The following is a 24,598-nucleotide window of genomic DNA, read 5'->3' as shown; positions in this document are numbered from 1 at the left end:
TCTCTCCTTCCTCCTTTCCCTCTCCCCCCCCCCCCCACCCCCACCCCCCCCCCCCCCCCCCCCCCCCCGGGGCCCCCCCCCCCCCCCGGGCCCGTCGTGCTGTACGGGCCTCCGCGGGGGTGGTGGTCGTCGTCCGGGCCACGGGAGGGGCTTCGGGCCCTGGAGGCGGCTTCGGACCCTGGAGGCGGCTTCGGGCCCCCAGGAAGGGCTCCCAGCGCCCCGGAGGCCCCCCGAACCTGCGCTCAGAGCGAACAGTTCCTGATGCGGGATGGCGCCTGCCGACCAGCGCGTTAGGGTCCGTAGATACGAGGGCAGGGGAGACATGGCAGCGCGCCGGCGCCGTACCGGCCACGCCACCCCCCGGTCCCCAGAGAAGACGCGGAGACGGCCCGTTGCCGTCAGAGACGAGCAGGTGGATACGTGACGAATCTGATGCCTTCCGCCGCCGGTGAGATCGCCATCGGTGGTGGCCTCGGCGACCAGGTCTACAACCGGCTGCTCGGGGAGCGGATCATCTTCCTGGGTCAGCAGGTCGACGACGACATCGCCAACAAGATCACCGCGCAGATGCTCCTCCTGGCCGCGGACCCGACCAGGGACATCTTCCTCTACATCAACAGCCCCGGTGGCTCGGTGACGGCCGGCATGGCGGTCTACGACACCATGCAGTACATCCCGAACGACGTGGTGACCATCGGCATGGGTCTCGCCGCCTCCATGGGCCAGTTCCTGCTGACCGGCGGCACCCCGGGCAAGCGCTTCGCGCTGCCCAACACCGACATCCTCATGCACCAGGGCTCCGCGGGCCTCGGCGGTACCGCCTCGGACATCAAGATCCAGGCCGAGCAGCTGCTGCGCACCAAGAAGCGCATGGCCGAGATCACGGCCCACCACACCGGCCAGACCGTGGAGACGATCATCCGCGACGGTGACCGCGACCGCTGGTTCACCGCCGAGGAGGCCAAGGAGTACGGGATCATCGACGAGATCATCACGCACGCCTCCGGCGTTCCGGGCGGCGGCGGCACCGGGGCCTGAGCCCCACCCGTCCGGGCCCCGCGCCCGGCCGTACCGCCGATCAGCCGTACCCCAGCCCACAGACCGCCACCAGGATGGTGAACACCCGCATGAACATCTCGTCCCCCAGCGGCCTCTACACCGGCCCCCAGGCAGCGTTTACCGGCCAGCCGGCCGAGGCGCGCTACGTGGTCCCGCGCTTCGTCGAGCGCACCTCGCAGGGCGTGCGCGAGTACGACCCGTACGCGAAGCTGTTCGAGGAGCGCGTGATCTTCCTCGGCGTCCAGATCGACGACGCCTCGGCCAACGACGTCATGGCGCAGCTGCTGTGCCTGGAGTCGATGGACCCCGACCGCGACATCTCGATCTACATCAACAGCCCGGGCGGCTCCTTCACCGCCCTGACGGCCATCTACGACACGATGCAGTTCGTGAAGCCGGACATCCAGACCGTCTGCATGGGCCAGGCCGCCTCCGCCGCCGCGATCCTGCTGGCCGCCGGTACGCCCGGCAAGCGCATGGCCCTGCCGAACGCCCGCGTGCTCATCCACCAGCCCTCCAGCCAGACGGGCCGGGAGCAGCTCTCCGACCTGGAGATCGCCGCGCAGGAGATCATGCGCATGCGGACGCAGCTGGAGGAGATGCTGGCCAAGCACTCCACCCAGCCGATCGAGAAGATCCGCGACGACATCGAGCGCGACAAGATCCTCACCGCCGAGGACGCGCTGGCGTACGGTCTCGTCGACCAGATCGTCTCGACGCGCAAGTCGTCCGTGACGCTCTGACCGGTCCGGCACCGGTCCGGCACCGGTCCGGGCCGACCGGGAGGACCGGCCCCGGCCGGTCCGGTCGGTCCCAACGGTCGCATTCGGTCCGACCGCTCCCGGCCGCCTCGTCCGGGCGGGCGGGTCCGGTCCCGGCCACCGTGCCGCCGATGACGGGTTCTCCCTTGGCCGAGTAGGGGCAAGGGGGGCCCGCGCGGGGGGCCCGGCAAGGTACCGTCGATAGGCAAGCACCCGGGTTCGCAGAGCAAGGCGGATCCCAGGCGAAGGGGAAGCACCTCGTGGCACGCATCGGTGACGGCGGCGACCTGCTCAAGTGCTCGTTCTGCGGCAAGAGCCAGAAGCAGGTGAAGAAGCTCATCGCGGGTCCTGGTGTGTACATCTGCGACGAGTGCATCGACCTCTGCAACGAGATCATCGAGGAGGAGCTCGCGGAGACCTCCGAGGTGCGCTGGGAGGAGCTCCCCAAGCCCCGGGAGATCTACGAGTTCCTCGAGGGCTACGTGGTGGGCCAGGAGGCGGCCAAGAAGGCGCTGTCCGTGGCCGTCTACAACCACTACAAGCGGGTCCAGGCCGGCGAGAACGGCGGCCACAACCGCGACGACGGCATCGAGCTCGCCAAGTCCAACATCCTGCTGCTCGGCCCCACGGGCTCCGGCAAGACGCTGCTCGCGCAGACGCTGGCCCGCATGCTGAACGTCCCCTTCGCCATCGCCGACGCCACGGCCCTGACGGAGGCCGGCTACGTCGGCGAGGACGTCGAGAACATCCTGCTGAAGCTGATCCAGGCCGCCGACTACGACGTCAAGAAGGCCGAGACCGGCATCATCTACATCGATGAGATCGACAAGGTCGCCCGAAAGAGCGAAAATCCGTCGATCACACGGGACGTGTCCGGCGAGGGCGTCCAGCAGGCCCTGCTCAAGATCCTCGAGGGCACCACGGCCTCCGTCCCGCCGCAGGGCGGCCGCAAGCACCCGCACCAGGAGTTCATCCAGATCGACACGACGAACGTCCTGTTCATCGTGGGCGGCGCCTTCTCCGGCCTGGAGAAGATCATCGAATCCCGGGCGGGCGCGAAGGGTATCGGCTTCGGCGCCACCATCCGCTCCAAGCGGGAGATCGAGGCCAGCGACCAGTTCCAGGAGGTCATGCCGGAGGACCTGGTGAAGTTCGGCATGATCCCCGAATTCATCGGCCGCCTCCCGGTCATCACCAGCGTCCACAACCTCGACCGCGAGGCCCTGCTCCAGATCCTGGTCGAGCCGCGCAACGCGCTGGTGAAGCAGTACCAGCGACTCTTCGAACTCGACGGCGTCGAGCTGGACTTCGACCGCCCGGCCCTCGAAGCCATCGCCGACCAGGCCATCCTGCGCGGCACGGGCGCGCGCGGCCTGCGCGCCATCATGGAAGAGGTCCTGATGTCGGTGATGTACGAGGTGCCGTCGCGCAAGGACGTCGCCCGGGTCGTCATCACGGCGGACGTGGTGCAGTCGAACGTCAACCCGACCCTCGTTCCGCGCACGCGCGGCAACGAGCCGGGGGAGCGGCACGAGAAGAGCGCGTAAGCGCTCGCGGACTGACGAACGGAGGGGGCGCCCGGCATCTGCCGGGCGCCCCCTCGGGCGTTCCTTGCGAGGCCTCAGCCTCCGTGGACGAAGATCTCTTCGGCGGTGGAGACGGTGACGGCCGCCTCCAGCCAATACCCCAGGGTGTCCATGTAGGTGCAGGTCATGATGCGCTCACGGACTGCGGGTGAGACGGGGATGCCCCGGCTCTCCAGGACGCGCAGTACCGACAGCGCACCCTGCTCCAGTCGTCCCTTGGCCTCGCCCTCCTGCCACGTCTGCTCGATGAGGGTGCCACGGCCGGGGAAGTACGTACGCGGCATGAGGTTCCTCCAGATGTCTCTCGCCGGGGAGTTCCCCAGGCCGATTTCCAGCAATTCCGAGTAGTAGACGACGGACTCCGGGTCGGCCGTGTCCAGGGCACGGGCCAGTGCCTCCAGTATGGCCGGAGCTTCTCGGTCGCGCCCATGCGTCATGGCGGAAAACGTCGCCAGCGCCAGATGCCGGGCGGCACGGTGGGGATCGGTGATCACGGGCACGTTCCCGGGCCCGAGGACCAAGGGGTGCACGGACAGGGCGGTCCATCCCTCGGGCCCGAGGCGGAAGGGCCCGGCAGCCCAGTCGGCGGTCGCCTTGTCCTGGCAGACCACGAGGAGCAGCGCCGGGCACCTGTACTTGGCCTTCAGGTATGACAGGTAGTAGGCCCAGCTGACCGTCTTGTCCGGGTCGCGGCGCCCTTGGGCCTTGATGGCAAGGACGAAGCCGCCGCTGCCGTCCGGCGGCTCGATGCGCAGCACACTGTCCACGCGTCGCTCCAGCGGCCGGATCTCGGTGACGTCCGCCGTGAGCACCTCGACGGTTGCCTTCGCAGGTAACGGGACGCCCAGGATCCGGAAGACGGGCGCGAGCAGCTCCGGACGGTCCTGGAAGATCCGGTGAGCCGCCTCGTGGTGTGAAGTGACCATGGCCCGACGGTAGGACTGCTCACGGAGAACTGTCCTTGCGATCAGGAGGCGTTCACTCGTTCGAGTGTCCGATCTGTCGCAGAGCCTCGCTATGTGCCACGTTGAGTGCTTCGTCGGCGGGGACCGGGACGTCCGGGACGACGCCGACGCCCTCCCAGTTGGTGCCGGTGACGGGGTTGATGGAGCGGGCGGTGGGGACGGTGACCGTGATGTGTTCGGTGACGGGGTGGCGGGCCGTCGGGTGGGCGCCGCCGCGGGTCGTCTCGCCGACGAGGACGGCACGGCCCTGGGACCGCAGGGTGTACGCGATGTCCTCGCCGGCCGAGAAGGTGGTGGCGCTGGTGAGCACGTACAGCGGCCGGTCGAGGTAGCGGGGCGCGGGCAGGTGGGACGCGGTCCAGTACTGGCGGGTGGAGTCGGAGCCGCGGTCGTAGATGTCGTTCAGGTGCACCTGGTCGTCGGCGAAGAAGTAGCTGCACCACATCGCCGCCCCCTCGGGCGCGCCGCCCCGGCACTCGCGCAGGTCGAGGACGAGCGCGCGGCTGCCCGCCGCCAGCCGCATCGCCGCGCCGATCACCTCCGCCCCCTCGGAGGGGTACGCGACGCGCCGGACGTCGAGGTACCCGACCCCGCCGTCGAGGAACTCGAAGCGCCGGACGCCCTGGTTCTCACGGCGCATGAGCGCGAGGAACGCCGTCTTCCCGGCGTCCTCGTCGGTGGGCTCCAGGGACTGCGGCTCGTCCTGCCAGAGGAGGCGCAGGTGCCGGTCGGGGCAGGCCTGTTGCAGATCGGCGGTGACGGTCTCGCAGAGCGCGGGCCCGGCGAGCCCGTCGTATGCGCCGGCGGCGAGGCGCGCGCGGAGCGCGGTCTCGATGGGCCCGACGCGCTCGGGGAAGACGTAGCCGGCGGCTATGCGGCGCAGGGCGCTGTCGATGACGGCCGCCGGGGCGGAGGCGTCGTGGGAGTCGGCAAGATCTTTTGTCGGCATGACCGCGGATCGTAGTGGCGGGGGCCGGGTGCCAGGAAGGTGTTTTCTAGCGCACGGGACCGCGGGAGTCCTTGCCCTTGAGGACATAACCACCGCTGGTCACCTTGGCGTCGGGGGCCGGGGCCATGCACTTCGTCAGGAGCGGCTCGCCTTTCTTCGTGCCGCCGGACAGGCCGATCCGGCTCGGGCCGTCGTGCTTGCCGGCGACGTGGAAGCTCACGCCCATGCGGAAGTTCGGGGCCAGTTCCGTCAGCCAGGGGTGGCCGGGGCTCGTGCGGACGAGGGTTCCGGTCACGGTCGCGTTGCGGCCCGCTGCCGTCAGGCAGTCGACCTCGAAGTCGCCCCAGAAGACGAGCGGTTCCCGGCCGCCGGGCTGATCGATCCTGTGATGGACGCGGAAGGTGCCCGCCGATCGGGCCGGCAGCGAGTGCCCCGCCGACTCGTACGTACTGTGCGCGTCCACGGTCACCCTGATGTCGTTGCCGGCCTCCGGGAAGGCCATGCGCCCCGAGCCCGTGAGGGAGGCGGTGACCGGCGTGGGCGGCTGCGCGTACGCGGCCGGAGCGATCCCCGTGCCGGCCGCCACGGCGGCGAGGGCGGCGAGGAGGATCGCGGAGCGAAGTGCGCGTCTTCTCATGGTGGTTCCCGTTCTGCGGGTCGGCCTGCGGACACCACCGATCCTGCTCGGCGGGCCGCTCACGCCCATCCGCCGACGGGACGACCCGCACCGGTGAGGGTCCGCCGGACGGGGGAAGTCCGGCGTCTGCTCTCATGGCCGCCATGGACATGTGGTGGTGGGACCTGCTGCCGGAGCGGGCGCGTGAACGGGTGGACGGGCTCGTGCTGCGCGACAGCCGGATCGGGGCGGTCAAGGAGACCCTGGACGCGGTCCGGGCGGTGTGGGAGGAGCTCCGCGAAGAGGAGGAGCCGCGTCCGGGCCTCCACGTGTGCGAGCTGATGGTGGCGGCCCGGTACGAGGCCCTGGGCGACCGCGTCGTCCGGCGGCCCGAACCGCCCCGCGACGTGGAGACGCTGGCCGGCCGGATCGCCGGCCTCCCTGGGCGCCTGGTCGCGGTGGAGGCGCTCTGGGACGGGGATTCGGGCGGCTGGTTCGTGGTCCTGGCCGCCGTCCTCGACGACCCCCGGGCCGAGGTCGACCTCACGCTGATCCGCCGCGCACCGGACATCGACGGCGTGCCCTGGCCCCAGGCGGTGGAGGCCACCACCACCGGCACCGCCCTGGCCCGGAGCTTCGGCGTCCCCTTCCACTTCCCCAGCCCCGACGAACCGGACGACGAAGCTCCGCGCTGGCGCGACACGGTCTGAGAACCGCGGTGCGCGAACGACGACGGCCGCCGTCCCGCCGCCGGTGGGCGGTGGCGGGACGGCGGCCGTGCGCGCCGGTCACTTCTCCTTGCGGACCTCGTTGCGGACCTGGACGGTCGTCTGGGCGAGGTCCTTCGGCTGCATCACGTCGCCGGTCGAGGCGAGGCTGCCGCCCTTGGTGATCTGGTGCTCGACGACGCCCACCGCGCTGCCGTCGCCCCAGACGCAGGTGCTGACCTCGCTGGAGCTGGTGGACTTCGAGAGCTTCTGGGTCAGGCACTTCATCACCGCGCCGTCGAAGCCCGTCGGGCGGTACACCGTGGCCGGGTTGACGACCTCGATCGTCACGCCGTACTTCTCGGAGCTCTTCCGCTGGCTCTCGGTCATCTCCGCCAGCATCCCGTCCACCGCCTTGGCGGGGTCCGCGATCTCGCCGTAGATGCCGATCACGCGCAGCTTCTGCTTCTGGTCGTTGCCGTACGAGCTCTTGACGCCGTTGCCGTTGACGATGCCCATCGCCTTGGCCTTGGAGTCGTTGGAGAGGTCCTCGGGCTTCTCGGAGCCGCCCGTGAGGGTCTGCTTGGTGTAGCGGCCGTCGAGGAGCTTCTCCGGGAGCACGATCGTGTACGGCTTCACCGGGCCGCCGCCGGTGCCGGTACCGGTGCCGCCGCCGTTCCCGTTCTCGGCGCCGCTTCCGGTTCCGGTTCCGCTTCCCTTGTCGCCCTTGCCGGCGCTGTTGCCGCTGCCGCCACCGCCGTTGCCGCCCTCGTCACCGGAGTTCAGGAGCAGCACTCCGCCGATGATGGCGCCCACCACGACCACCGCCGCGGCGGCGAGGGCGATGGCCTTGCCCTTGCCGCCACCGCCCTGCGGCGGCATCGGCGGCACCGGCGGCGGGCCGTAGTACGGGCCCGCCTGCTGCGGCGGGCCCCAGGCACCGCCACCCGGCTGGGCGTACGGGTTCGGCTGCGGCGGTATCGGCGGTACGGCCGGCGGCGGGCCGTACGGGCCCGGCTGGTTGTGACTCATGTGGTCCCCCGTGTCGTCGTTCGCTTGCGGTCCCGCGGCCTACTTCTCCTTGCGGACCTCGCTGCGGACCTTGGCCGCGGCCTCGGAGAGGTCCTTGGCGGACATGGCGTTGCCGGTGGCGGAACCGACGCCGCCGGTGAACCCGCCCGTGGTCTTCGTGACCGCGTGCCGGACCATGCCCACCGCGCTCTTGTCACCCCAGACGCAGACGCTGACCTCCGCGGAGCTGTTCATGGTGCCCATGGCGACGGTGGACTTCTTGGTCTCGCACTTCATGACCGCGCCGTCGAAGCCGCTCGGGGTGAACTCGGTCCACGGGGTGACCGTTTCGACCTGGGCCTTGAACTGGGACTCGTTCTTCTTCGCGCCCTCGTCCATCTTGGCGATCATGGCGTCGACCGTCTTGCGCGGGTCGGAGAGCTCGCCGTACGCGCCGATCACCCCGAGGACCTGCTTCTGGGCGTTGCTGTACGTGCCCTTGACGCCCGTACCGTTGGAGATGCCCATCTCCTTGGCGGTCTTGTCGTTGGTGATGTCCTCGGAGTCCTTGGACGCGTCGGCACCGGGGGCAGTGCTCTTGGTGTACTGCCCGTCGAGGAGCTTCTCCGGCATCACCATCGTGTACGGCTTCACATCGCCGTCGCTCCCGCCACTGCCCAGGAGGAACACCGCGCCGCCCACGAGCGCGCCCACCACCACGAGCGCGCCCACCGCGATGCCGATGGCCTTGCCCTTGCCGCCGCCCTGCGGGGGCATCGGCGGCGGGTACTGGCCCGGGACGCCCGGCATGCCCGGCTGCTGGCCGTACGGGCCCGGGGGCTGCGGCTGGCCCCAGCCGCCCGGGTGCGGCTGCTGCGGCGGGGCACCGTACGGCGCCTGGGGCGCCGGGGGCTGCTGCGGGTAGCCGTAACCGGGGGCGCCGGGCTGGCCGTACGGGGCCGGCTGCTGCGGAGGCTGGCCGTAGGGGCCCGGCTGCTGGGGGTAGCTCATCGTGTCCTCTTCGGGTGGGGATGCGGCGCGCGACAGTGGTGGGGACTCGCACGACAGGTGGTCAACATCCTTGCCGATGGCTTATCCCGGCCTTACCTCGGGTGCGCAACGGTTTCGGAACAGTCCCGTACCGGCCGCCCCCGGCCCGGGACCGACCGTCACGGGATCTCGGTGCGCGTCTCCTTGCGGAGTTTGGCCGTGATGTCCGCCGCGGCGTCGAGGGGGATCTCCTCGTCGTTGAGCACCTTCGCCGCGTCGACCACGAAGACGCTGCCGACCGTGCTGTGGTCGGCCCAGATGCACAGCGGCATCTTGACGGCCTTGGGCGCCGTGGCGTCCTTGATCTCCGTCTTCTGGCACTTCATCACGGCGCCGTCGTCGTCGAGGCCGGCCGGGGTGACCTTCTCCGGCTTGCCCTCCAGCTTGGTCTTGCTGTCGTCCTTGGACGCCAGGGAGACGCTCAGGAACATGCTGTCGACCGTGGACTCGGGGTTGTCCACCCGGCCCCACAGGCCGCTCAGCCGCAGCGCCTTGCGGGTGAGGGCGGCGCCATCGGTCTTCCACGCGCCCGCGATGCTCTGCGCGTCCTTGATGCCGACGATGGCGAGCTGGCTCTTGTCCTTGCCGGCGAAGCCGTCGTTGCTGCCGCTCGCGTCGTACTTGTACTCGCCGAGGACCGTGTCCGGCGTGGTGATCTTGTAGCGCTTGCCGCCGGCGGACGGGGCCGGGGACGGGGTGCCGCTGCTCGCGCTCGTCGACGGGGTGCCGCTCGCCTTGGCGTCCGTGCCCTTGTCGCTCTTGCCGTCGTTGCTGCCGAGGAGGACGAAGCCGCCGCCCACGATCGCGCCGACCAGGACGAGCGCGCCCACCGCGATGCCGATGGCCTTGCCCTTGCCGCCGCCCTGCGGGGGCATCGGCGGCGGGTACGGGCCCGGGCCGCCCGGCATACCCGGCATACCCGGCATGCCCGGCTGCTGGGCGTACGGGTTGGGCTGCTGGCCGTACGGGTTCGGCTGACCGAAACCGGCCGGCTGCCCGAACGCGCCCGGCTGGCCGCCCGGCTGGCCGTACGGGTTGGGCTGCTGCGGCTGACCCTGCGGCGGCTGCGGCGGGCCCTGGGGCGCGGACGGGGGCTGGGGCTGCTGCTGGGGCGGCAGCGGCGGCTGCTGCGGCGGCTGCTGGGGCGGTATGCCACCGCCGTACGGGTTCGGCTGCTGGTCGGTCATCGTCGCCTTCACGTCTCTTCCCGCCGCGCACCTCGCGGCGGAACGGTTTCGCGCCATCCTCGCCGATGGCGCGTCGCGCTACTTCTTCGGGATCTCCACCCGCGCGTCGTCGCGGAGCTTCGCGGTGAGCGTGCCCGCCTCCTCCAGCGGGACCTCCTTGCCGGACAGGGAGGCCGCCATGTCGACGCTGAACACCGCCGCGGTGGTGCTGTGGTCGGCCCATACGCACAGCTGCATCGTGGGGTGCCGGCCGTCGGGCATCGTCTCGCCCGTCGCACGGACCTCCTGGCACTTCATCACGCCGTCGTCGAAGCCGGCCGGGCTCACCGTCCGCGGGCTGCCGATGAGTTCCAGCGAGCCGCTCTTGCGGCTGTTGGCCAGGCGCATGCCCTTGAACATGCTGTCCACCACGGACTCGGGCTTCTTGATGCGCCCCCAGGCGCCCATCATCCGCATCTGCCGGCCCGTGAGCTTCGCGCCGGGGGTCTGGTACGCGGCCGTGACGGTCTCCGCGTCGGCCACGCCCATGCCGCGGAGGTCGTCCTTGGCGGCCGCGTTGAACTCCGGAAGCTTCGCCTCCGGGTCCCTCCGGTAGTCGCGGACGACCGTGTCGGGCGTCGTCAGCTTGAAGCGCTTCCCGTCGTCGGGCACCGAGCTGCCGCTGCCGCCGCCGGCGAAGAGGAAGCCGCCGATGACGACGGCACCGACGACGATCACCGCGCCGAGCGCGATGCCGATGGCCTTGCCCTTGCCCGAGCCGTTCGGCGGCACCGGCGGCGGGTACGGCGCCGGGTAGCCGCCGGGGTACGCCGCGCCCGGGTACGCCCCGGGGTACGCGCCCGGCTGGGCGCCTCCGTACGGCGCCTGACCCACTCCGGGGTACGCCCCCGGATGGCCGTACGCCCCCTGCTGTCCGTACGCGCCGGGCTGCGGCGCCGGGTAGCCGTAGCCGGCGGGCTGCTGCTGCGGCTGCTGGGGCGGTACGCCGCCGCCGTACGGGCCCGGCTGCTGGTGGCTCATCGTTGCCTCTGCGTCTCGGCGGTCATGGGGAAGGTCATCCTTCACGATCGTTTGTCCGGCGCGTGCGGCGGGGCCGGGCGGACGCCCGCGGCGGGGCCGGGCCGGGCGGAAACGGGTTCGTGAGCTGTCACCCCCGCCCCGTAGAATTCCCTCCGTGACCGAGAACACTCAGCAGACACCAGACAGCACCCCCGAACTGCCGACCCAGTACGCGCCGGCCGCGGTAGAGGGACCGCTGTACGAGCGCTGGGTAGAGCGCGGTTACTTCACGGCCGACGCCTCGAGCGAGAAGCCCCCGTACACCATCGTCATCCCCCCGCCCAACGTCACCGGCTCGCTCCACCTGGGCCACGCCTTCCAGCACACCCTCATGGACGCGCTCACGCGGCGCAAGCGCATGCAGGGCTTCGAGTCGCTGTGGCTGCCCGGTATGGACCACGCCGGCATCGCCACGCAGAACAAGGTCGAGCAGCAGCTCGCCGAGGAGGGCAAGTCCCGCCACGACCTCGGCCGTGAGGAGTTCGTCGACCGCGTGTGGCAGTGGAAGGAGGAGTACGGCGGCAAGATCCTCGGCCAGATGCGCCGCCTCGGCGACGGCGTCGACTGGTCCCGTGAGCGCTTCACCATGGACGAGGGCCTGTCCCGCGCCGTCCAGACGATCTTCAAGAAGCTCTACGACGACGAGCTGATCTACCGCGCCGAGCGCATCATCAACTGGTGCCCGCGCTGCCTCACGGCCATCTCCGACATCGAGGTGGAGTACCAGGAGGACGACGGCGAGCTCGTCTCGATCACGTACGGCGAGGGCGAGGACACCCTGGTCGTCGCGACGACCCGCGCCGAGACGATGCTGGGCGACACCGCCGTGGCCGTCCACCCGGACGACGAGCGCTACGCCCACCTCATCGGCAAGCAGATCAAGCTGCCGCTGACGGACCGCACGATCCCGGTCGTCGCCGACACCCACGTCGACCCCGAGTTCGGCACCGGCGCCGTCAAGGTCACCCCCGCCCACGACCCCAACGACTTCGCGATCGGCCAGCGCCACGACCTGCCGTCGCTGACGGTCATGGACGAGCGCGGCATCATCACCGTCCACGGCCCCTTCCTGGGCCTGGACCGCTTCGAGGCGCGCTCCGCGATCGTCGGCGCCCTGCGCGAGCAGGGCCGGATCGTCGCCGAGAAGCGCCCCTACGTCCACTCCGTGGGCCACTGCTCGCGCTGCAAGACCACCATCGAGCCGCGCCTGTCCATGCAGTGGTGGGTCAAGGTCGGCCCGCTGGCGCAGGCCGCCGGTGACGCCGTCCGCGACGGCCGGGTGAAGATCCACCCGGAGGACATGTCGAAGCGCTACTTCGACTGGGTCGACAACATGCACGACTGGTGCATCTCGCGCCAGCTGTGGTGGGGCCACCGCATCCCCGTCTGGTACGGCCCGGACGGCGAGGTCGTCTGCGTCGGTCCGGACGAGCAGCCTCCGGCGGGCGAGGGCTGGCACCAGGACACCGACGTCCTCGACACCTGGTTCTCCTCCGGCCTGTGGCCGTTCTCCACGCTCGGCTGGCCGGACAAGACCCCGGACCTGGAGAAGTTCTACGCCACCGACGTCCTCCTCACCGGCCACGACATCATCTTCTTCTGGGTCGCCCGGATGATGATGTTCGGCCTCTACGCGATGGACGGCGTCGCCCCCTTCCACACCATCGCCCTGACCGGCCTGGTGCGCGACGAGCGCGGCAAGAAGATGTCGAAGTCCTTCGGCAACGTCGTCGACCCGCTGGACTGGATGGACGCGTACGGCTCCGACGCCGTCCGCTTCACCCTGGCCAAGGGTGCCAACCCGGGCACCGACGTCCCGATCGGCGAGGACTGGGTCCAGGCGTCCCGCAACTTCGCCAACAAGATCTGGAACGCCACCCGCTTCGCGCTGATGAACGGCGCCACGGTCGAGGGCGAGCTGCCGCCGGCCGAGGAGCTGTCGGCCACGGACCGCTGGATCCTCTCCCGGCTCAACGCCACGATCGCCGAAGTCGACGCGTACTACGACGACTTCCAGTTCGCCAAGCTCGCCGACGCCCTCTACCACTTCGCGTGGGACGAGGTCTTCGACTGGTACGTCGAGCTGTCCAAGACCACGTTCATGGGCGGTGGCGAGCCGGCGAAGGTCTCCGCGCGCGTCCTCGGCGAGGTCCTGGACACCACGCTCCGGCTGCTCCACCCGGTCATGCCGTTCGTGACCGAGACGCTGTGGACCACGCTCACGGGCAAGGAGTCGGTCGTCATCGCCGACTGGCCGAAGGACAGCTCCTTCCGCGACGCCGCCGCCGAGGCCGAGATCGAGAACCTCCAGCAGGTGATCACCGAGGTCCGCCGCTTCCGCGCCGACCAGGGCCTCCAGCCCGGCCAGCGCGTCCCGGCGACGCTCGACCTCTCCGCCACGACGCTGGCCGCCCACGAGGGCGCCATCCGTCAGCTGCTCCGCCTCCAGCCGGCCGAGGAGGGCTTCCAGGCCACCGCGAACCTGTCGGTCGCCGGTGCCGCGGTCGCCCTCGACCTGTCCGGCACGATCGACGTCGAGGCCGAGCGCAAGCGCCTGGCCAAGGCGCTGGCCGTGGCCGAGAAGGACAAGGCGCAGTGCACGGCCAAGCTCGGCAACGAGGCGTTCCTCGCCAAGGCCGCCGAGGCGGCCGTGGAGAAGATCCGCACCCGCCTGGCCAAGGCGGACGCGGACATCGAGCGGATCAGCGCTCAGTTGGCCGCGCTTCCCACGGCCTAGTCCGACCCGGGTCCCACATGGGACCCCACGGCCCGTCCACAGGCCCCTCCTCCACCCGGTCGAGGGGCCTGTGCTGGTTCCGGTCCCGCCGGTCGCGTACGGGCGCGAAGAGCACGTACGCCGTCGAGACGACCACGAACGTCAGCCGGATGAGGCCCTTGGCCGACTCGTCCGGCACGACGAACACGCTGCCGTACAGCACCAGCAGCGCGATCCAGCTCCACCACGGCACCAGCCGCCGTTGCCCGCACACGTCCCACAGCAGGGTGCCCAGCAGCACCGAGGCGGTGTAGTACGTGTAGACGCTGGGGTCGAGGACGATCCGGGCGTTGGCGCCCAGCAGTACCACCGCGGCCCACCGGCCGCGCCAGACCGCGACCGCCCCCAGGGCGAGGCCGAGCCCGGCCTGCGCGGGCCGGGCCCAGTCGGGCGTCTCGGGGGTGTTGCCGCCCAGCCAGCGCAGCGCGGACGCCGGGTTGTTGGGGATGGTGAACTTGGCCGCCGCGAAGGAGTGGGGGTCGACGAGGAAGAACGGCAGCCAGGCGGCGGCCACCAGCCCCACGCACCACAGGCCGGCGCGCAGCCAGCGCTCCTTGGGCAGGGCGAGCAGCAGCGGCAGGAAGGCCAGCGCGGTCGGCTTGGAGTTCAGGGCCATCGCCATGCAGATGCCGGTGGCGGCGGCGTCGCAGCGCGTCAGGTAGCGGACGGCGAGCGCGGTGAAGAACAGCGCGAGGACGTCGTCCAGATGGGCGAAGCGGACCGAGACCTCGATCCACATGGGGATGAAGGCCAGCCCGGCGATGAGCACGCGCTGCCGCAGCCGCTGGTGGTTGGTGCCGGTGCCCAGGAAGTGGCGGGCGGCGCTGCGGCCCGCCAGGACGAGGATCACCAGCCCGAGGGCCGACATCAGCGCCTCGGCCAGCACCTGCCCGACCTCGGCCGGGAAGGGGTTGAACAGGCCCGCCACCAGGAAGCTGACCGGGCCCATCTGCAGCTCGGGGTGGCGCGCGTAGAGGTTCAGCCCGCCGTCGCCGGAGGAGCCGCCCTCGTAGATGAGCTCGCCGCCGGTACGCAGGTAGTGCCAGGAGAAGCCACCGCTGGGCTCGACGACGATGAACCAGAGCACCGCCCACGCGGTGAGCAGCATCAAGTGCGTCCGCGAGCTGAGTTCCGGTATTCGCACAACACTCCGTTCCGCCACCCGGAACCGTTCCGGGCATGGATATCACCGGCGGTCAGATGGCGGAACGGAACGGAAAGTTGCCCGGCCGGTCGATTCTGTGACCGAACTCATGGAGGGGGCGGGCAGGTGAGGGCGGCTCAGGCCTCGATGGCCACCGGGCCGGAGTCCACGCGCTCGGCGTTGCGCCGCGTCTTGGCCCAGCCGTTGCGGCCGCGCAGCATGCGCGCGAAGCCACGGGCGGACGCCGGGAAGAGGTGGTACGCGTACAGCCACAGCGCCAGGCCCCACAGCAGGGCGGTCAGCAGCGAGCGGTCGGACGCGCGGTCACGACGGTAGACCGGGCCCCACAGGACGAACGGCAGGACGGACACCACGGCCAGCGCCAGCACCAGCGGCCACAGGGCCAGCATCCCGCCGAAGGCCTCGCCGACGCCGTCGCGGGCGGCCGTCAGGCCGAGGAGGGCGAACATCACGGCGCACAGCGCGAGCGTCACCAGGTGGGCGACGGGCTGCAGGAAGGTGTAGAGCGTCTCCAGGACGCCCTTGCCGCCGTAGTGGCGGGACGAGACGATGCGCGGCGCGTAACGGACGCACTGGAGGTTGCCCTGCGCCCAGCGGGTGCGCTGGGTCAGGAAGCGGCGGCCGTGCGGCAGACCCTCCTGGGAGACCCAGGTGTCGGCCATGTGGGTTATCCGGTCGCCGGAGAGGATCATGTGCAGGCCCAGCTCGTAGTCCTCCAGCAGGGCACCGCGCTGCCAGGGGCGGCGCTCGGCGGCGGCGATGCGGTCCAGCGAGGCCAGCCGGGTGAACTGGCCGTTGCCGCCCAGGCCGACGGAGCCAGTGCGGCCGCGCAGCAGCTGCATGCCGGCGTTGGAGACGGAGAACTCCATGTCCTGCATGCGCACCAGCAGGCGGGCGAAGGCGTTGCGCAGCCGGCCGGCGTCGGGCAGCGGGCGCGGGTCGCCGGCGTTGCGCATACGGACGCTGACCTGGACACCGCCGGTCTCCGGGTCGCCGAAGCCCTGCGGGCCGCTGACGCGGGCCAGGGCGTGCGGGTCGAGCTGGCCGTCGGCGTCGATGACGCACACCACGACGCGCTCGCGGTCGACGTCCTTCGACAGGAACTCGTTCAGCTCGTCGTACGCGGCGTTCAGCGCGGCGCCCTTGCCCTGACGGGCGTGCGGGCGGTGGCGCCGGACCAGGTGGACCCGGCGGTCCTCGTCGGCCAGGGCGGCCACGATGGCGCCGGTGGCGTCGTCACTGTCGTCGTCGATGACCCACACGTGCGCGGCGGGGTGATCGGCACGCAGCCGTCCCACCGTCGTGCCGACGACGGCCTCCTCGTCCCGGCACGGGACGAAGAAGTGCCAGTCGAAGGCGTTCGGGTCGCCGTCCTGGACGGCCGGGCGGCGCAGGTACGCGTGGCGCGCGCCGGCCCAGTAGAGCAGGAAGCAGAGCAGGAGGAAGAAGGGGAAGACGAGCAGGAAGGGGCTGGAGAACATGCGGAAAGCTCCGTGGGAGGGCTGGACACCTGGAGATGCAGCCCGTCCGGCGTTTGAGGACACCGCGCGCGGCGCGGTACGGGGGTGCGAGGGGGCCGGGAGAGCCGGCTACGCGGCGGCGGCCAGTTCCGCGGGGGCCGCCACGGCGGCGAGCAGTGCCACGATCCGGTCCGACGCCAGCCCGTCCCCGAAGGGGCTCGGCAGGGCGGCCAGCCGGTCGAGGCCCTCCGGCCCCTCCGCGAGGCGGCGCCGTGCCGCCTCACCGATGGCGGGGCCCGGCTCCACCAGGTCCGCGAAGTCGGCCATGGCCTCCGGCCGCTCCGTGGAGCGCCGGACGACCACCAGGGGGCGGCCCAGGACGGTGCACTCCTCCTGGATGCCGCCGGAGTCGGACACCAGCAGCGCGGCGTGGCGGGCCAGGGCGAGGAACTCGGAGTAGCCCAGCGGCGCGGTCACCGTCAGCGGCGCCAGCAGGTCCGTCAGGCCCGCGGCCTCGGCGCGGGCCCGGGTGCGGGGGTGCAGCGGCAGGACGACGGGACGGCCGGCCGTGGCGAGGGCGCCCAGCTCCAGGAGGATCGCCCGCAGCGCCTCGGTGGAGTCGGTGTTCTCGGGGCGGTGCACGGTGGCCAGGACGTAGCCGTCCGCACTCAGGCCGTGCCGGGCCAGCAGGGCGGCGCGCTCCGGGCCGCCGGGCAGCTGGTTGCGTACGGCCTCGACGACGGTGTTGCCGGTGACGGCGACGCGGGAGGCGGCGACGCCTTCGGCGAGCAGGTTGGCCCGGTTGTCCTCGGTGGCGGCGCACAGCACGTCGGCGATGCTGTCGATGAGGACGCGGTTGTGCTCCTCGGGCATGGCGCGGTCGTGGCTGCGCAGGCCGGCCTCGACGTGCAGCAGCGGGATGCCGCGGGCGTTGGCGGCCAGGGCGCCGGCCAGGGCGGCGTTGGTGTCGCCCTGGACCACGACGGCCAGCGGCGGCTCGGCGGTGAAGAGCGCGTCGAGCTGGGCGAGGGCCTCGGATATCTGCACGGCGCGCGGCCGGCCGCCGACGCCGGTGAGGAAGGTCGGCTCGGGCAGGCCCAGCTCGGTCAGGAAGCGGCCCGACAGCTCCTCGTCGTAGTGCTGTCCCGTGTGCACCAGGTGGGCCGCCGGGCCCAGGAGGCGCACGAGGTCGGTGAGCTTGACCAGCTCGGGGCGGGTACCGAGGACGATGGCGACACTACGCGGGGGCAGGTGCTGCACGAGGGACTCCTGAGGCTGCTGGCGTGTGGTGACAACACCAGAGCCTGGGGTTTCCCGGTTGCCCTCCTGGGGGGACTTCGGTTGCCGGACGGTTGCGACTCGATGATCGGGGACCTAAGGCCCGGGCCGGTCAGGGACCTTCGTCCCGGGGAGCGCCCGCGCCCCCGTCCCCGCCCCCACCCCCGTCCCCGCCGCCGTCGACGTGGGCGGCGCCGTCCTCCGGCGCGCGGTAGCGGTAGCCCAGGCCGCGTACGGCCTCCAGCGGGTCCGCGGCGTCGTCCCCGGCCGCCTGGCGCAGCTTGCGCCGCAGCCGCAGCACCGCGAACTTCACCCGCTCCCGGCCGGTGCCCTCCGGGTCGTCCCACACCCGGTCGAGCAGCTGGTCGGTGGTGATCACACGGCCCCGGTTGCGGACGAGCACCTGGAGCAGCCGGTACTCGATGTCGCTGAGCCGGGTCTCGTGGCCCTGCCAGAGCGCCGAGCGCCGCTCGGGCACCAGCCGCAGCCCGTCGTCGCCGAAGGAGCCGCCCGCCCAGCGGGTGGGGGCGCTGCGGCGCAGCAGGGCCTCGACGCGGGCGAGCAGCTCGTCGTTGCCGAAGGGCTTGGGCAGATAGTCGTCCGCGCCGGCGTGCAGGCCGCGCACCCGGTCGCTCTCGGCGCCGCGCGCGGTGAGCAGCAGGACGGGCAGGTCGCTCATGTCGCGGGTGCGTTCGAGCACCTCCCAGCCATCCAGGCCGGGCAGGCCGATGTCGAGGAGCAGCAGCCCCGGCCGCTCGGCGAACAGCAGCCGCAGGGCCTCGCGGCCGTCGTCGGCGTGGACCACCTCGTGACCGGCGCGGGTGAGCAGCACGCGCAGGGCGAGGGCGAGGTCGGGGTCGTCCTCGACGACGAGGATGCGGGTCACGCGCCGGCCCTCCCGGGTCCCGGTGGCGGGCCGTCCGCCTCGCCGGCCGCCCCGGGGCCCGCGCCGGCCGCCCCGGGGCCCGCGCCGGCCGCCCCGGGGCCCGCGCCGGCCGCCCCGGGCTCCGGGCCCGGCGTCTCCGGCGGCCCCGCGATCGGCAGTCGGAGGCGGAAGACCGCGCCCTCGCCCTCCCGGCCGCCGGCCGAGAGGGCGCCGCCGTGCTGCTCGACGACGCTGCGGCCGATGGCCAGGCCCAGCCCCGTCCCGGGGTAGCCGCCGGAGCGGGCGTTGGAGGCCCGGACGAAGCCGGAGAAGATCTCGGAGCGGGCGTCCTCGGGGATGCCGATGCCGGTGTCGGCCACCTCGATGTCCCAGTACGGGCCCCGGGGCGCGGCCGTGACCGTGATCTCGCCGCCGGGCGGGGTGAACTTCGCGGCGTTCTCCAGCAGGTTGCCCAGCACGTGCTGGAGCCGGTGCCGGTCGCCGCGCAGGGCAGGGCCGGGCGCGCAGTCCAGCACCGCGAACACGCCCGCCCGCTCGATGGCGCCCATGTGGTCCATGACGGCGTCCTGGAGCATGTCCGGCACGTCCACGGGGCCGAACTCCAGCTCGGGCCCGGCGGCCCGCAGCCGGGTGGTGAGCAGCAGGTCGGAGATCACCCGCCGCATCCGCTCGGCGTTGCGCCGGATGGCGTCCAGGAAGGAGGCCTGCTCGGCGGTGAGCGTGCCGTAGGCGGGGTCGGCCAGAAGCTCGCCGAAGCTGCTGATGGAGGAGAGCGGGGTGCGCAGCTCGTGGGAGGCGGCGGCGGTGAAGGTGTTGCGCTGGCGGGCGAGCTCGGTGAGCGCCCGGTTGTCGCGCTCCAGGTCGCGTTCGCGCCGCTTGGCGTCGGTGATGTCCGTGAACATCCACAGGGCGCCCAGGTACGTGCCGTTCCGGCGGAGCGGCTCGACCACGCGGCGGACGACGCGGCCGTCCGCGAGGGAGAGCTCGGCCACCCGGTGGACGTGCCGGCCGGGGGAGAGGCCGGCCTCGCCGTCGGTGCCGAACAGCGCGGTGAACCCGCGGTTGACCGCGAGCACCTCGTCGGCCGGGCCCTGGAGCACCGCGCCGGCCGGCAGCGCCTCCAGGACGGCCTGGAGCCGGTCCCGGTCCGCGGAGGAGGCCATGACGCTCACCGCCGATCTCACCGCCGTGGCATACCGTTCTCCGGAAAAAGGATCTTCCGGAAAAACGGTATGCCACGGCGGCCGGGCGCGCTCCCGGTGTCGCGGCGGGTGCCCCGGCCGTCTCCGCGCCCCCGGTCCGTAGACTGGGCGCCGTGAGCGAGCGCCCCCTGAACGACGACAACGGCGATATCGAATCCGGCGTACCCGGTGAAATCGGCCCCGACGGCTTCGATGAGATCATCGAAGCCGAGACCGACCGCGACCCGGACCTCGCGGTGATCGAGGCCGGCAGCCGCACCCTGCGCGCCCAGGCGGGCCCCCCGCAGGGCGACGGCGTGCCCGCCCGCCCGGAGGACCCGGAGGTGGACCGGGCGCTGCGCGAGGTCGAGGCCGAGCTCGCGGGCCGCTGGGGCGAGACCAAGCTGGACCCGTCGCTGGTCCGCATGGAAGCCCTGATGGACATCCTGGGCCAGCCGCAGCGCGCCTACCCCGCCATCCACATCACCGGCACCAACGGCAAGACCAGCACCGCCCGGATGATCGAGGCCCTGCTGGCCGCCTTCGACCTGCGCACCGGCCGCTACACCAGCCCGCACGTGCAGTCGGTGACCGAGCGCATCAGCCTCGACGGCGCCCCGATCTCCGCCGAGCGCTTCATCGAGACGTACCGCGACATCGAGCCGTACGTCCGGATGGTCGACGAGCGCGAGGAGTACCGCCTCTCGTTCTTCGAGGTGCTCACGGGCATGGCCTACGCGGCCTTCGCCGACGCCCCCGTCGACGTCGCCGTCGTCGAGGTCGGCATGGGCGGCACCTGGGACGCCACCAACGTCGTGGACGGCTCCGTCGCCGTCGTCACCCCCATCGCGCTCGACCACACGGACCGGCTCGGCGAGACCCCCGGCGCCATCGCCGGCGAGAAGGCCGGGATCATCAAGCAGGGCGCCACCGTGGTGCTCGCCCAGCAGCCGGTGGACGCGGCCCAGGTGCTGCTCAAGCACGCCGTCGGCGTCGACGCCACGGTCGCCCGCGAGGGCATGGAGTTCGGCGTCACCGCCCGCGAGGTCGCCGTCGGCGGCCAGCTGCTCACCCTGCGCGGCCTGGGCGGCGACTACGAGGAGGTCTTCCTCCCGCTCTACGGCGCCCACCAGGCGCACAACGCCGCCGTGGCGCTCGCCGCCGTCGAGGCGTTCTTCGGGATCGGCGCGCAGCACTCCCGCACGCTGGACATCGACACCGTGCGCCGGGCGTTCGCCTCCGTGAGCTCCCCGGGCCGGCTCGAGGTCGTCCGCCGCAGCCCCACGGTCGTGCTGGACGCCGCGCACAACCCCGCGGGTGCCCGGGTGACCGCCGACGGCGTCACCGAGGCCTTCGGTTTCAGCCGTCTCGTCGGCGTCGTGGGCACCAGCGCCGACAAGGACGTGCGCGGCCTGCTGGAGGCCTTCGAGCCGATCTTCGCCGAGGTGGTCGTCACCCGGAACTCCACCCCGCGCGCCATGGACGTGGACGAGCTGGCGGCCCTGGCCGTCGAGGTCTTCGGCGCCGAGCGGGTCCAGGTCGAGCCGCGGCTCGACGACGCCCTGGAGGCCGCGATCACCCTCGCGGAGGAGGAGGGCGAGTACGCGGGCGCGGGTGTGCTCGTGACCGGTTCGGTGATCACGGTCGGCGAGGCCCGGCTGCTGCTGGGAAGGGGCTGACATGCGGACGCTGTGCGCGAGCACTCTGATCGGTGAATTCTTCGTCATCGGATTCGCCGGTCTGGTGGCCATGCAGACCTCGCACTTGTCCACGGGCACGGTGTGGGCGGTGAGCGGCACGGCGATGGTGCTCAGCGTGCTGCTGTGCGGCGTGATCACGCGCCCGGGCGGCGTCGTGCTGGGCTGGGCGCTGCAGATCGGCCTGATCGCCAGCGGTCTGGTCGTCCCGATGATGTTCATCCTCGGGGTCGTCTTCGCCGCTCTGTGGTGGGCCGCGGTGCACTTCGGCCGCAAGGTCGACGAGGCCAGGGCCCGCTTCGCGGCCTCGGCCGAGGCCCAGGGCGCGTCCTGACCGCCTCCCGCGGTCCGGTTGTGGGCGGGCGGGGGCGTCCCTGTACCCTTCGCCCCACCGCATCTTTCGCCTGCCCGCAAGGAGCCGCAGTATGAGCCAGCGCACCCTCGTCCTCCTCAAGCCCGACGCGGTCGCTCGGCACCTGGTCGGCGAGATCATCGCCCGCATCGAGCGCAAGGCCGGCTGGACGATCAGCGCGCTGGAACTGCGCACCCTGGACCGGGCCACGCTGGAGCAGCACTACGCCGAGCACATCGGCCGCGAGTTCTACGAGCCGCTGATGGGCTTCATGGCCTCCGGCCCGGTCGTGGCCATGGTCGTCGAGGGCGAGCGCGTCATCGAGGGCGTCCGGGCGCTGGCGGGCCCGACCGACCCCATCTCGGCCGCTCCCGGCTCCATCCGTGGTGACTTCGGCACCATCACGCGCGAGAACCTCATCCACGCCTCGGACTCCGAGGAGTCCGCCCAGCGGGAAATCAAGATTTTCTTTCCCGGCCTCGCCTGATAGTCGATCAGGGGAACGTCCATTCTGATCAGGGGCGACCGATTTTCTTTTCGGTCGCCCTCTGGCATATGCGCGCCGAACGAGGGAACCTCTCACTCCGACACGACGTCACCATTACTGGGGCCAGCTCGTGTTCCGCCGACAATGGCGGGAGAACCCTCGCGCCGCGTTCGAGTGGGCGAGACTACGATGAAGCCTCCGCGCCCCGCAGCGCACCACACCTGCCGACCTCAAGTAAGCAATCGCTCAAACTGGGAAGGCCAGACGTATCCTCATGGGGAACAACATGTCGTTCATCGGCCGTGACATGGCTGTCGACCTCGGGACCGCCAACACGCTGGTGTACGTCAGAGGCCGCGGGATCGTGCTCAACGAGCCGTCAGTCGTCGCGATCAATACCAACACCGGCGGGATCCTCGCGGTAGGGGCCGAGGCCAAGAAGATGATCGGCCGGACCCCGGGCAACATCGTCGCGGTCCGCCCCCTCAAGGACGGTGTCATCGCCGACTTCGAGATCACCGAGCGGATGCTCCGCTACTTCATCCTCAAAATCCACAAGCGCCGCTGGATGGCCCGCCCGCGCGTCGTGGTCTGCGTGCCCTCCGGTATCACCGGGGTGGAGCGCCGCGCGGTGATCGAGGCCTCCACCCAGGCCGGTGCCCGTCAGGTGCACATCATCGAGGAGCCCATGGCCGCCGCCATCGGCTCCGGTCTCCCCGTCCACGAGGCGACCGGCAACATGGTCGTCGACATCGGCGGCGGTACCACCGAGGTCGCCGTGATCTCCCTCGGCGGCATCGTCACCGCGCAGTCCATCCGGGTCGCCGGCGACGAGCTGGACAACGCGATCATCCAGCACATCAAGAAGGAGTACTCGCTCCTGCTGGGCGAGCGCACCGCCGAACAGATCAAGATCACCATCGGCTCGGCCTACGACCTGGAGCAGGACGAGCACACCGAGATCCGCGGCCGCGACCTGGTCAGCGGCCTGCCCAAGACCGTCGTCATCTCGGCGGCCGAGGTGCGCAAGGCCATCGAGGAGCCGGTCAACTCCATCGTCGACGCGGTCAAGACCACCCTCGACAAGTGCCCGCCGGAGCTCTCGGGTGACGTGATGGACCGCGGGATCGTTCTCACCGGCGGCGGCGCTCTCCTGCGCGGCCTCGACGAGCGGCTGCGCCGCGAGACCGGTATGCCGATCCACATCGCCGAGGACCCGCTGGACTCCGTCGCCCTGGGTTCCGGCAAGTGCGTGGAGGAGTTCGAGGCCCTCCAGCAGGTGCTGGACGCCCAGCCCCGCCGGTAGGGGCGCGCGCCCCCGGCGCACGCCGCGCCGAGGGCACTCAAACAACCTGATATACAGGCAGAACGCTTCCGACGACCGCTCGGTCCCGCAGCCGGGCGGTCCCACGAGAAGGGCACGCCGCCGCACGTGAGGGACACACGAGAGAGCCGGCTGCTGCTGGTGCTGCTGATCGCGATCGCCTTCGCGCTGATCACGGTCGACATCCGCGGTGGTGAGCAGTCCCCGCTCGACGGCCCCCGGCACGCCGCCGCCTCGGTCTTCGGCCCGGTCGAGGAGGGCGTGGCCGCCGCCGTCGACCCGGTCGGCGACGCGATCGCCGCCGTCCGGGACTCCGGCGAGCGCAGCGGCCGCATCTCCGAGCTGGAGCGCGAGAACACCGCCCTCAAGCAGCGGCTGGGCAGCGACGACCGCAACCGCGGCCGGCTGCGCGAGCTGGACGCCATGCTCAAGACCGCCGGGCGCGGCCAGTACGGCATCAAGGGCGCCCAGGTCATCGCCATAGGAGCCGCGCAGGGCTTCTCCTGGACCGTCACCATCGACATCGGCAGCGACGACGGCGTCCGCCGCGACATGACCGTGCTCAACGGCGACGGCCTCGTCGGCCGCGTCACCACCGTCGGTCCCTCGACCGCCACCGTCCTGCTCGCCAGCGACCCCAAGTTCACCGTCGGCACCCGCATGGAGAAGACCGGCGAACTCGGCTTCGCCAACGGCCAGGGCGACCGCTCGCTGCGCGTCGAACTCCTCAACGGCAAGGCCACCGTCCACGAGGGCGACCGCCTGGTCACCTTCGGCTCCAGCCGCGACAAGCCCTTCGTCGCCGGCGTCCCCGTCGGCGTGGTGACCCGGGTCGATCCGGCCGGCGGCGGGCTGACCCGCACCCTCCAGGTCCGCCCGTTCGTCGGCTTCAGCAAGCTCGATCTCGTCGGCGTCGTCGTCCAGGCGCCCCGCGAGGACCCCCGCGACACCGTCCTGCCGCCCAAACCGGAAGCCCCCAAACCCGCCCCCACCGTGACCGTCACCGTCACCCCCTCCCCGAGTGCCAAACCCCAGGACTGAT

At 71.8% G+C, this 24,598-nt stretch carries 22 protein-coding genes; 10 read left to right on the top strand and 12 right to left on the bottom strand.

What is annotated here, in order from left to right; all coding sequences use genetic code 11:
* The first annotated feature begins 432 nt into the window (after positions 1-432).
* From AC07BS_RS09755 to clpX, 3 genes are all read left to right on the top strand, one after another.
* Positions 433-1,038, top strand: coding sequence for an ATP-dependent Clp protease proteolytic subunit (locus AC07BS_RS09755; RefSeq protein WP_478642122.1), 606 nt, complete (start codon positions 433-435; stop codon positions 1,036-1,038).
* An 89-nt stretch (positions 1,039-1,127) separates the two neighbouring features.
* Entirely contained in the window at positions 1,128-1,802 is a 675-nt protein-coding gene (locus AC07BS_RS09750) for an ATP-dependent Clp protease proteolytic subunit (protein ID WP_478641617.1), read from the top strand.
* Positions 1,803-2,080: 278 nt separating this feature from the next.
* Positions 2,081-3,367 carry an ATP-dependent Clp protease ATP-binding subunit ClpX gene (gene clpX / locus AC07BS_RS09745; protein WP_086566545.1) on the top strand — a complete coding sequence of 429 codons (1,287 nt, stop codon included), beginning with the start codon at positions 2,081-2,083 and terminating at the stop codon, positions 3,365-3,367.
* Positions 3,368-3,441: 74 nt separating this feature from the next.
* On the opposite strand, the gene AC07BS_RS09740 is transcribed toward clpX, so the two are convergent.
* From AC07BS_RS09740 to AC07BS_RS09730, 3 genes are read right to left on the bottom strand one after another with little or no spacing between them, the layout of a single operon-like run.
* Positions 3,442-4,332: a hypothetical protein gene (locus tag AC07BS_RS09740; RefSeq protein ID WP_478641615.1), complete on the bottom strand. Its 891-nt coding sequence runs from the start codon at positions 4,330-4,332 to the stop codon at positions 3,442-3,444.
* Positions 4,333-4,384: 52 nt separating this feature from the next.
* Entirely contained in the window at positions 4,385-5,320 is a 936-nt protein-coding gene (locus AC07BS_RS09735) for a S41 family peptidase (protein WP_478641613.1), read from the bottom strand.
* Positions 5,321-5,366: 46 nt separating this feature from the next.
* Positions 5,367-5,957, bottom strand: coding sequence for a hypothetical protein (locus AC07BS_RS09730; protein ID WP_478931262.1), 591 nt, complete (start codon positions 5,955-5,957; stop codon positions 5,367-5,369).
* 134 nt (positions 5,958-6,091) lie between these two features.
* Here AC07BS_RS09730 and AC07BS_RS09725 point away from each other — a divergent pair, with 134 nt between their 5' ends.
* A complete protein-coding gene (locus AC07BS_RS09725) occupies positions 6,092-6,646 on the top strand; it encodes a hypothetical protein (RefSeq protein ID WP_478931260.1) in 555 nt (184 codons plus the stop codon).
* A gap of 78 nt (positions 6,647-6,724) precedes the next feature.
* On the opposite strand, the gene AC07BS_RS09720 is transcribed toward AC07BS_RS09725, so the two are convergent.
* The 4 genes from AC07BS_RS09720 to AC07BS_RS09705 form a co-directional block, all read right to left on the bottom strand.
* Positions 6,725-7,675, bottom strand: a complete 951-nt coding sequence (locus AC07BS_RS09720) for a hypothetical protein (protein WP_478931258.1) — start codon at positions 7,673-7,675, stop codon at positions 6,725-6,727.
* A 39-nt stretch (positions 7,676-7,714) separates the two neighbouring features.
* A complete protein-coding gene (locus tag AC07BS_RS09715; RefSeq protein WP_478931256.1) occupies positions 7,715-8,665 on the bottom strand; it encodes a hypothetical protein in 951 nt (316 codons plus the stop codon).
* Positions 8,666-8,823: 158 nt separating this feature from the next.
* A complete protein-coding gene (locus AC07BS_RS09710) occupies positions 8,824-9,891 on the bottom strand; it encodes a hypothetical protein (protein WP_478931254.1) in 1,068 nt (355 codons plus the stop codon).
* A gap of 78 nt (positions 9,892-9,969) precedes the next feature.
* Complete coding sequence (locus AC07BS_RS09705) at positions 9,970-10,911, bottom strand: hypothetical protein (protein ID WP_478931252.1); 942 nt, start codon at positions 10,909-10,911, stop codon at positions 9,970-9,972.
* Between the two features lie 154 nt (positions 10,912-11,065).
* Between AC07BS_RS09705 and AC07BS_RS09700 the strand changes: the two genes are divergently transcribed.
* Positions 11,066-13,687 carry a valine--tRNA ligase gene (locus AC07BS_RS09700; RefSeq protein WP_478641600.1) on the top strand — a complete coding sequence of 874 codons (2,622 nt, stop codon included), beginning with the start codon at positions 11,066-11,068 and terminating at the stop codon, positions 13,685-13,687.
* Here the strand turns inward: AC07BS_RS09700 and AC07BS_RS09695 are convergent.
* The 5 genes from AC07BS_RS09695 to AC07BS_RS09675 form a co-directional block, all read right to left on the bottom strand.
* Positions 13,653-14,834: a hypothetical protein gene (locus tag AC07BS_RS09695; RefSeq protein WP_478931249.1), complete on the bottom strand. Its 1,182-nt coding sequence runs from the start codon at positions 14,832-14,834 to the stop codon at positions 13,653-13,655. The genes AC07BS_RS09700 and AC07BS_RS09695 overlap by 35 nt on opposite strands.
* Before the next feature lie 173 nt (positions 14,835-15,007).
* Positions 15,008-16,372, bottom strand: coding sequence for a glycosyltransferase (locus tag AC07BS_RS09690; protein ID WP_478641598.1), 1,365 nt, complete (start codon positions 16,370-16,372; stop codon positions 15,008-15,010).
* A gap of 108 nt (positions 16,373-16,480) precedes the next feature.
* Positions 16,481-17,611, bottom strand: a complete 1,131-nt coding sequence (wecB, locus tag AC07BS_RS09685; protein WP_478931246.1) for a non-hydrolyzing UDP-N-acetylglucosamine 2-epimerase — start codon at positions 17,609-17,611, stop codon at positions 16,481-16,483.
* Between the two features lie 130 nt (positions 17,612-17,741).
* Positions 17,742-18,515, bottom strand: coding sequence for a response regulator transcription factor (locus AC07BS_RS09680; protein WP_478931244.1), 774 nt, complete (start codon positions 18,513-18,515; stop codon positions 17,742-17,744).
* Positions 18,512-19,678: a sensor histidine kinase gene (locus AC07BS_RS09675; RefSeq protein WP_478931242.1), complete on the bottom strand. Its 1,167-nt coding sequence runs from the start codon at positions 19,676-19,678 to the stop codon at positions 18,512-18,514. The genes AC07BS_RS09680 and AC07BS_RS09675 overlap by 4 nt, the downstream gene beginning before the upstream one ends.
* 152 nt (positions 19,679-19,830) lie before the next feature.
* Between AC07BS_RS09675 and folC the strand changes: the two genes are divergently transcribed.
* The 5 genes from folC (at position 19,831) to mreC (ending at position 24,597) form a co-directional block, all read left to right on the top strand.
* Positions 19,831-21,375 (top strand): bifunctional tetrahydrofolate synthase/dihydrofolate synthase, encoded by a 1,545-nt coding sequence (folC, locus tag AC07BS_RS09670; RefSeq protein ID WP_478641594.1) that lies wholly within the window; start codon positions 19,831-19,833, stop codon positions 21,373-21,375.
* Between the two features lies 1 nt (position 21,376).
* Positions 21,377-21,727, top strand: a complete 351-nt coding sequence (locus AC07BS_RS09665; RefSeq protein WP_478641593.1) for a DUF4233 domain-containing protein — start codon at positions 21,377-21,379, stop codon at positions 21,725-21,727.
* 91 nt (positions 21,728-21,818) lie between these two features.
* Positions 21,819-22,232: a nucleoside-diphosphate kinase gene (gene ndk / locus AC07BS_RS09660; protein WP_478931239.1), complete on the top strand. Its 414-nt coding sequence runs from the start codon at positions 21,819-21,821 to the stop codon at positions 22,230-22,232.
* A gap of 286 nt (positions 22,233-22,518) precedes the next feature.
* Positions 22,519-23,538: a rod shape-determining protein gene (locus AC07BS_RS09655; RefSeq protein WP_004950903.1), complete on the top strand. Its 1,020-nt coding sequence runs from the start codon at positions 22,519-22,521 to the stop codon at positions 23,536-23,538.
* A 126-nt stretch (positions 23,539-23,664) separates the two neighbouring features.
* Positions 23,665-24,597, top strand: coding sequence for a rod shape-determining protein MreC (gene mreC / locus AC07BS_RS09650; protein ID WP_478641590.1), 933 nt, complete (start codon positions 23,665-23,667; stop codon positions 24,595-24,597).
* Position 24,598 lies beyond the last annotated feature (1 nt).

It is taken from the genome of Streptomyces sp. NPDC044063 (assembly GCF_056434285.1).
This window is presented reverse-complemented; position numbering and strand designations above follow the sequence as displayed.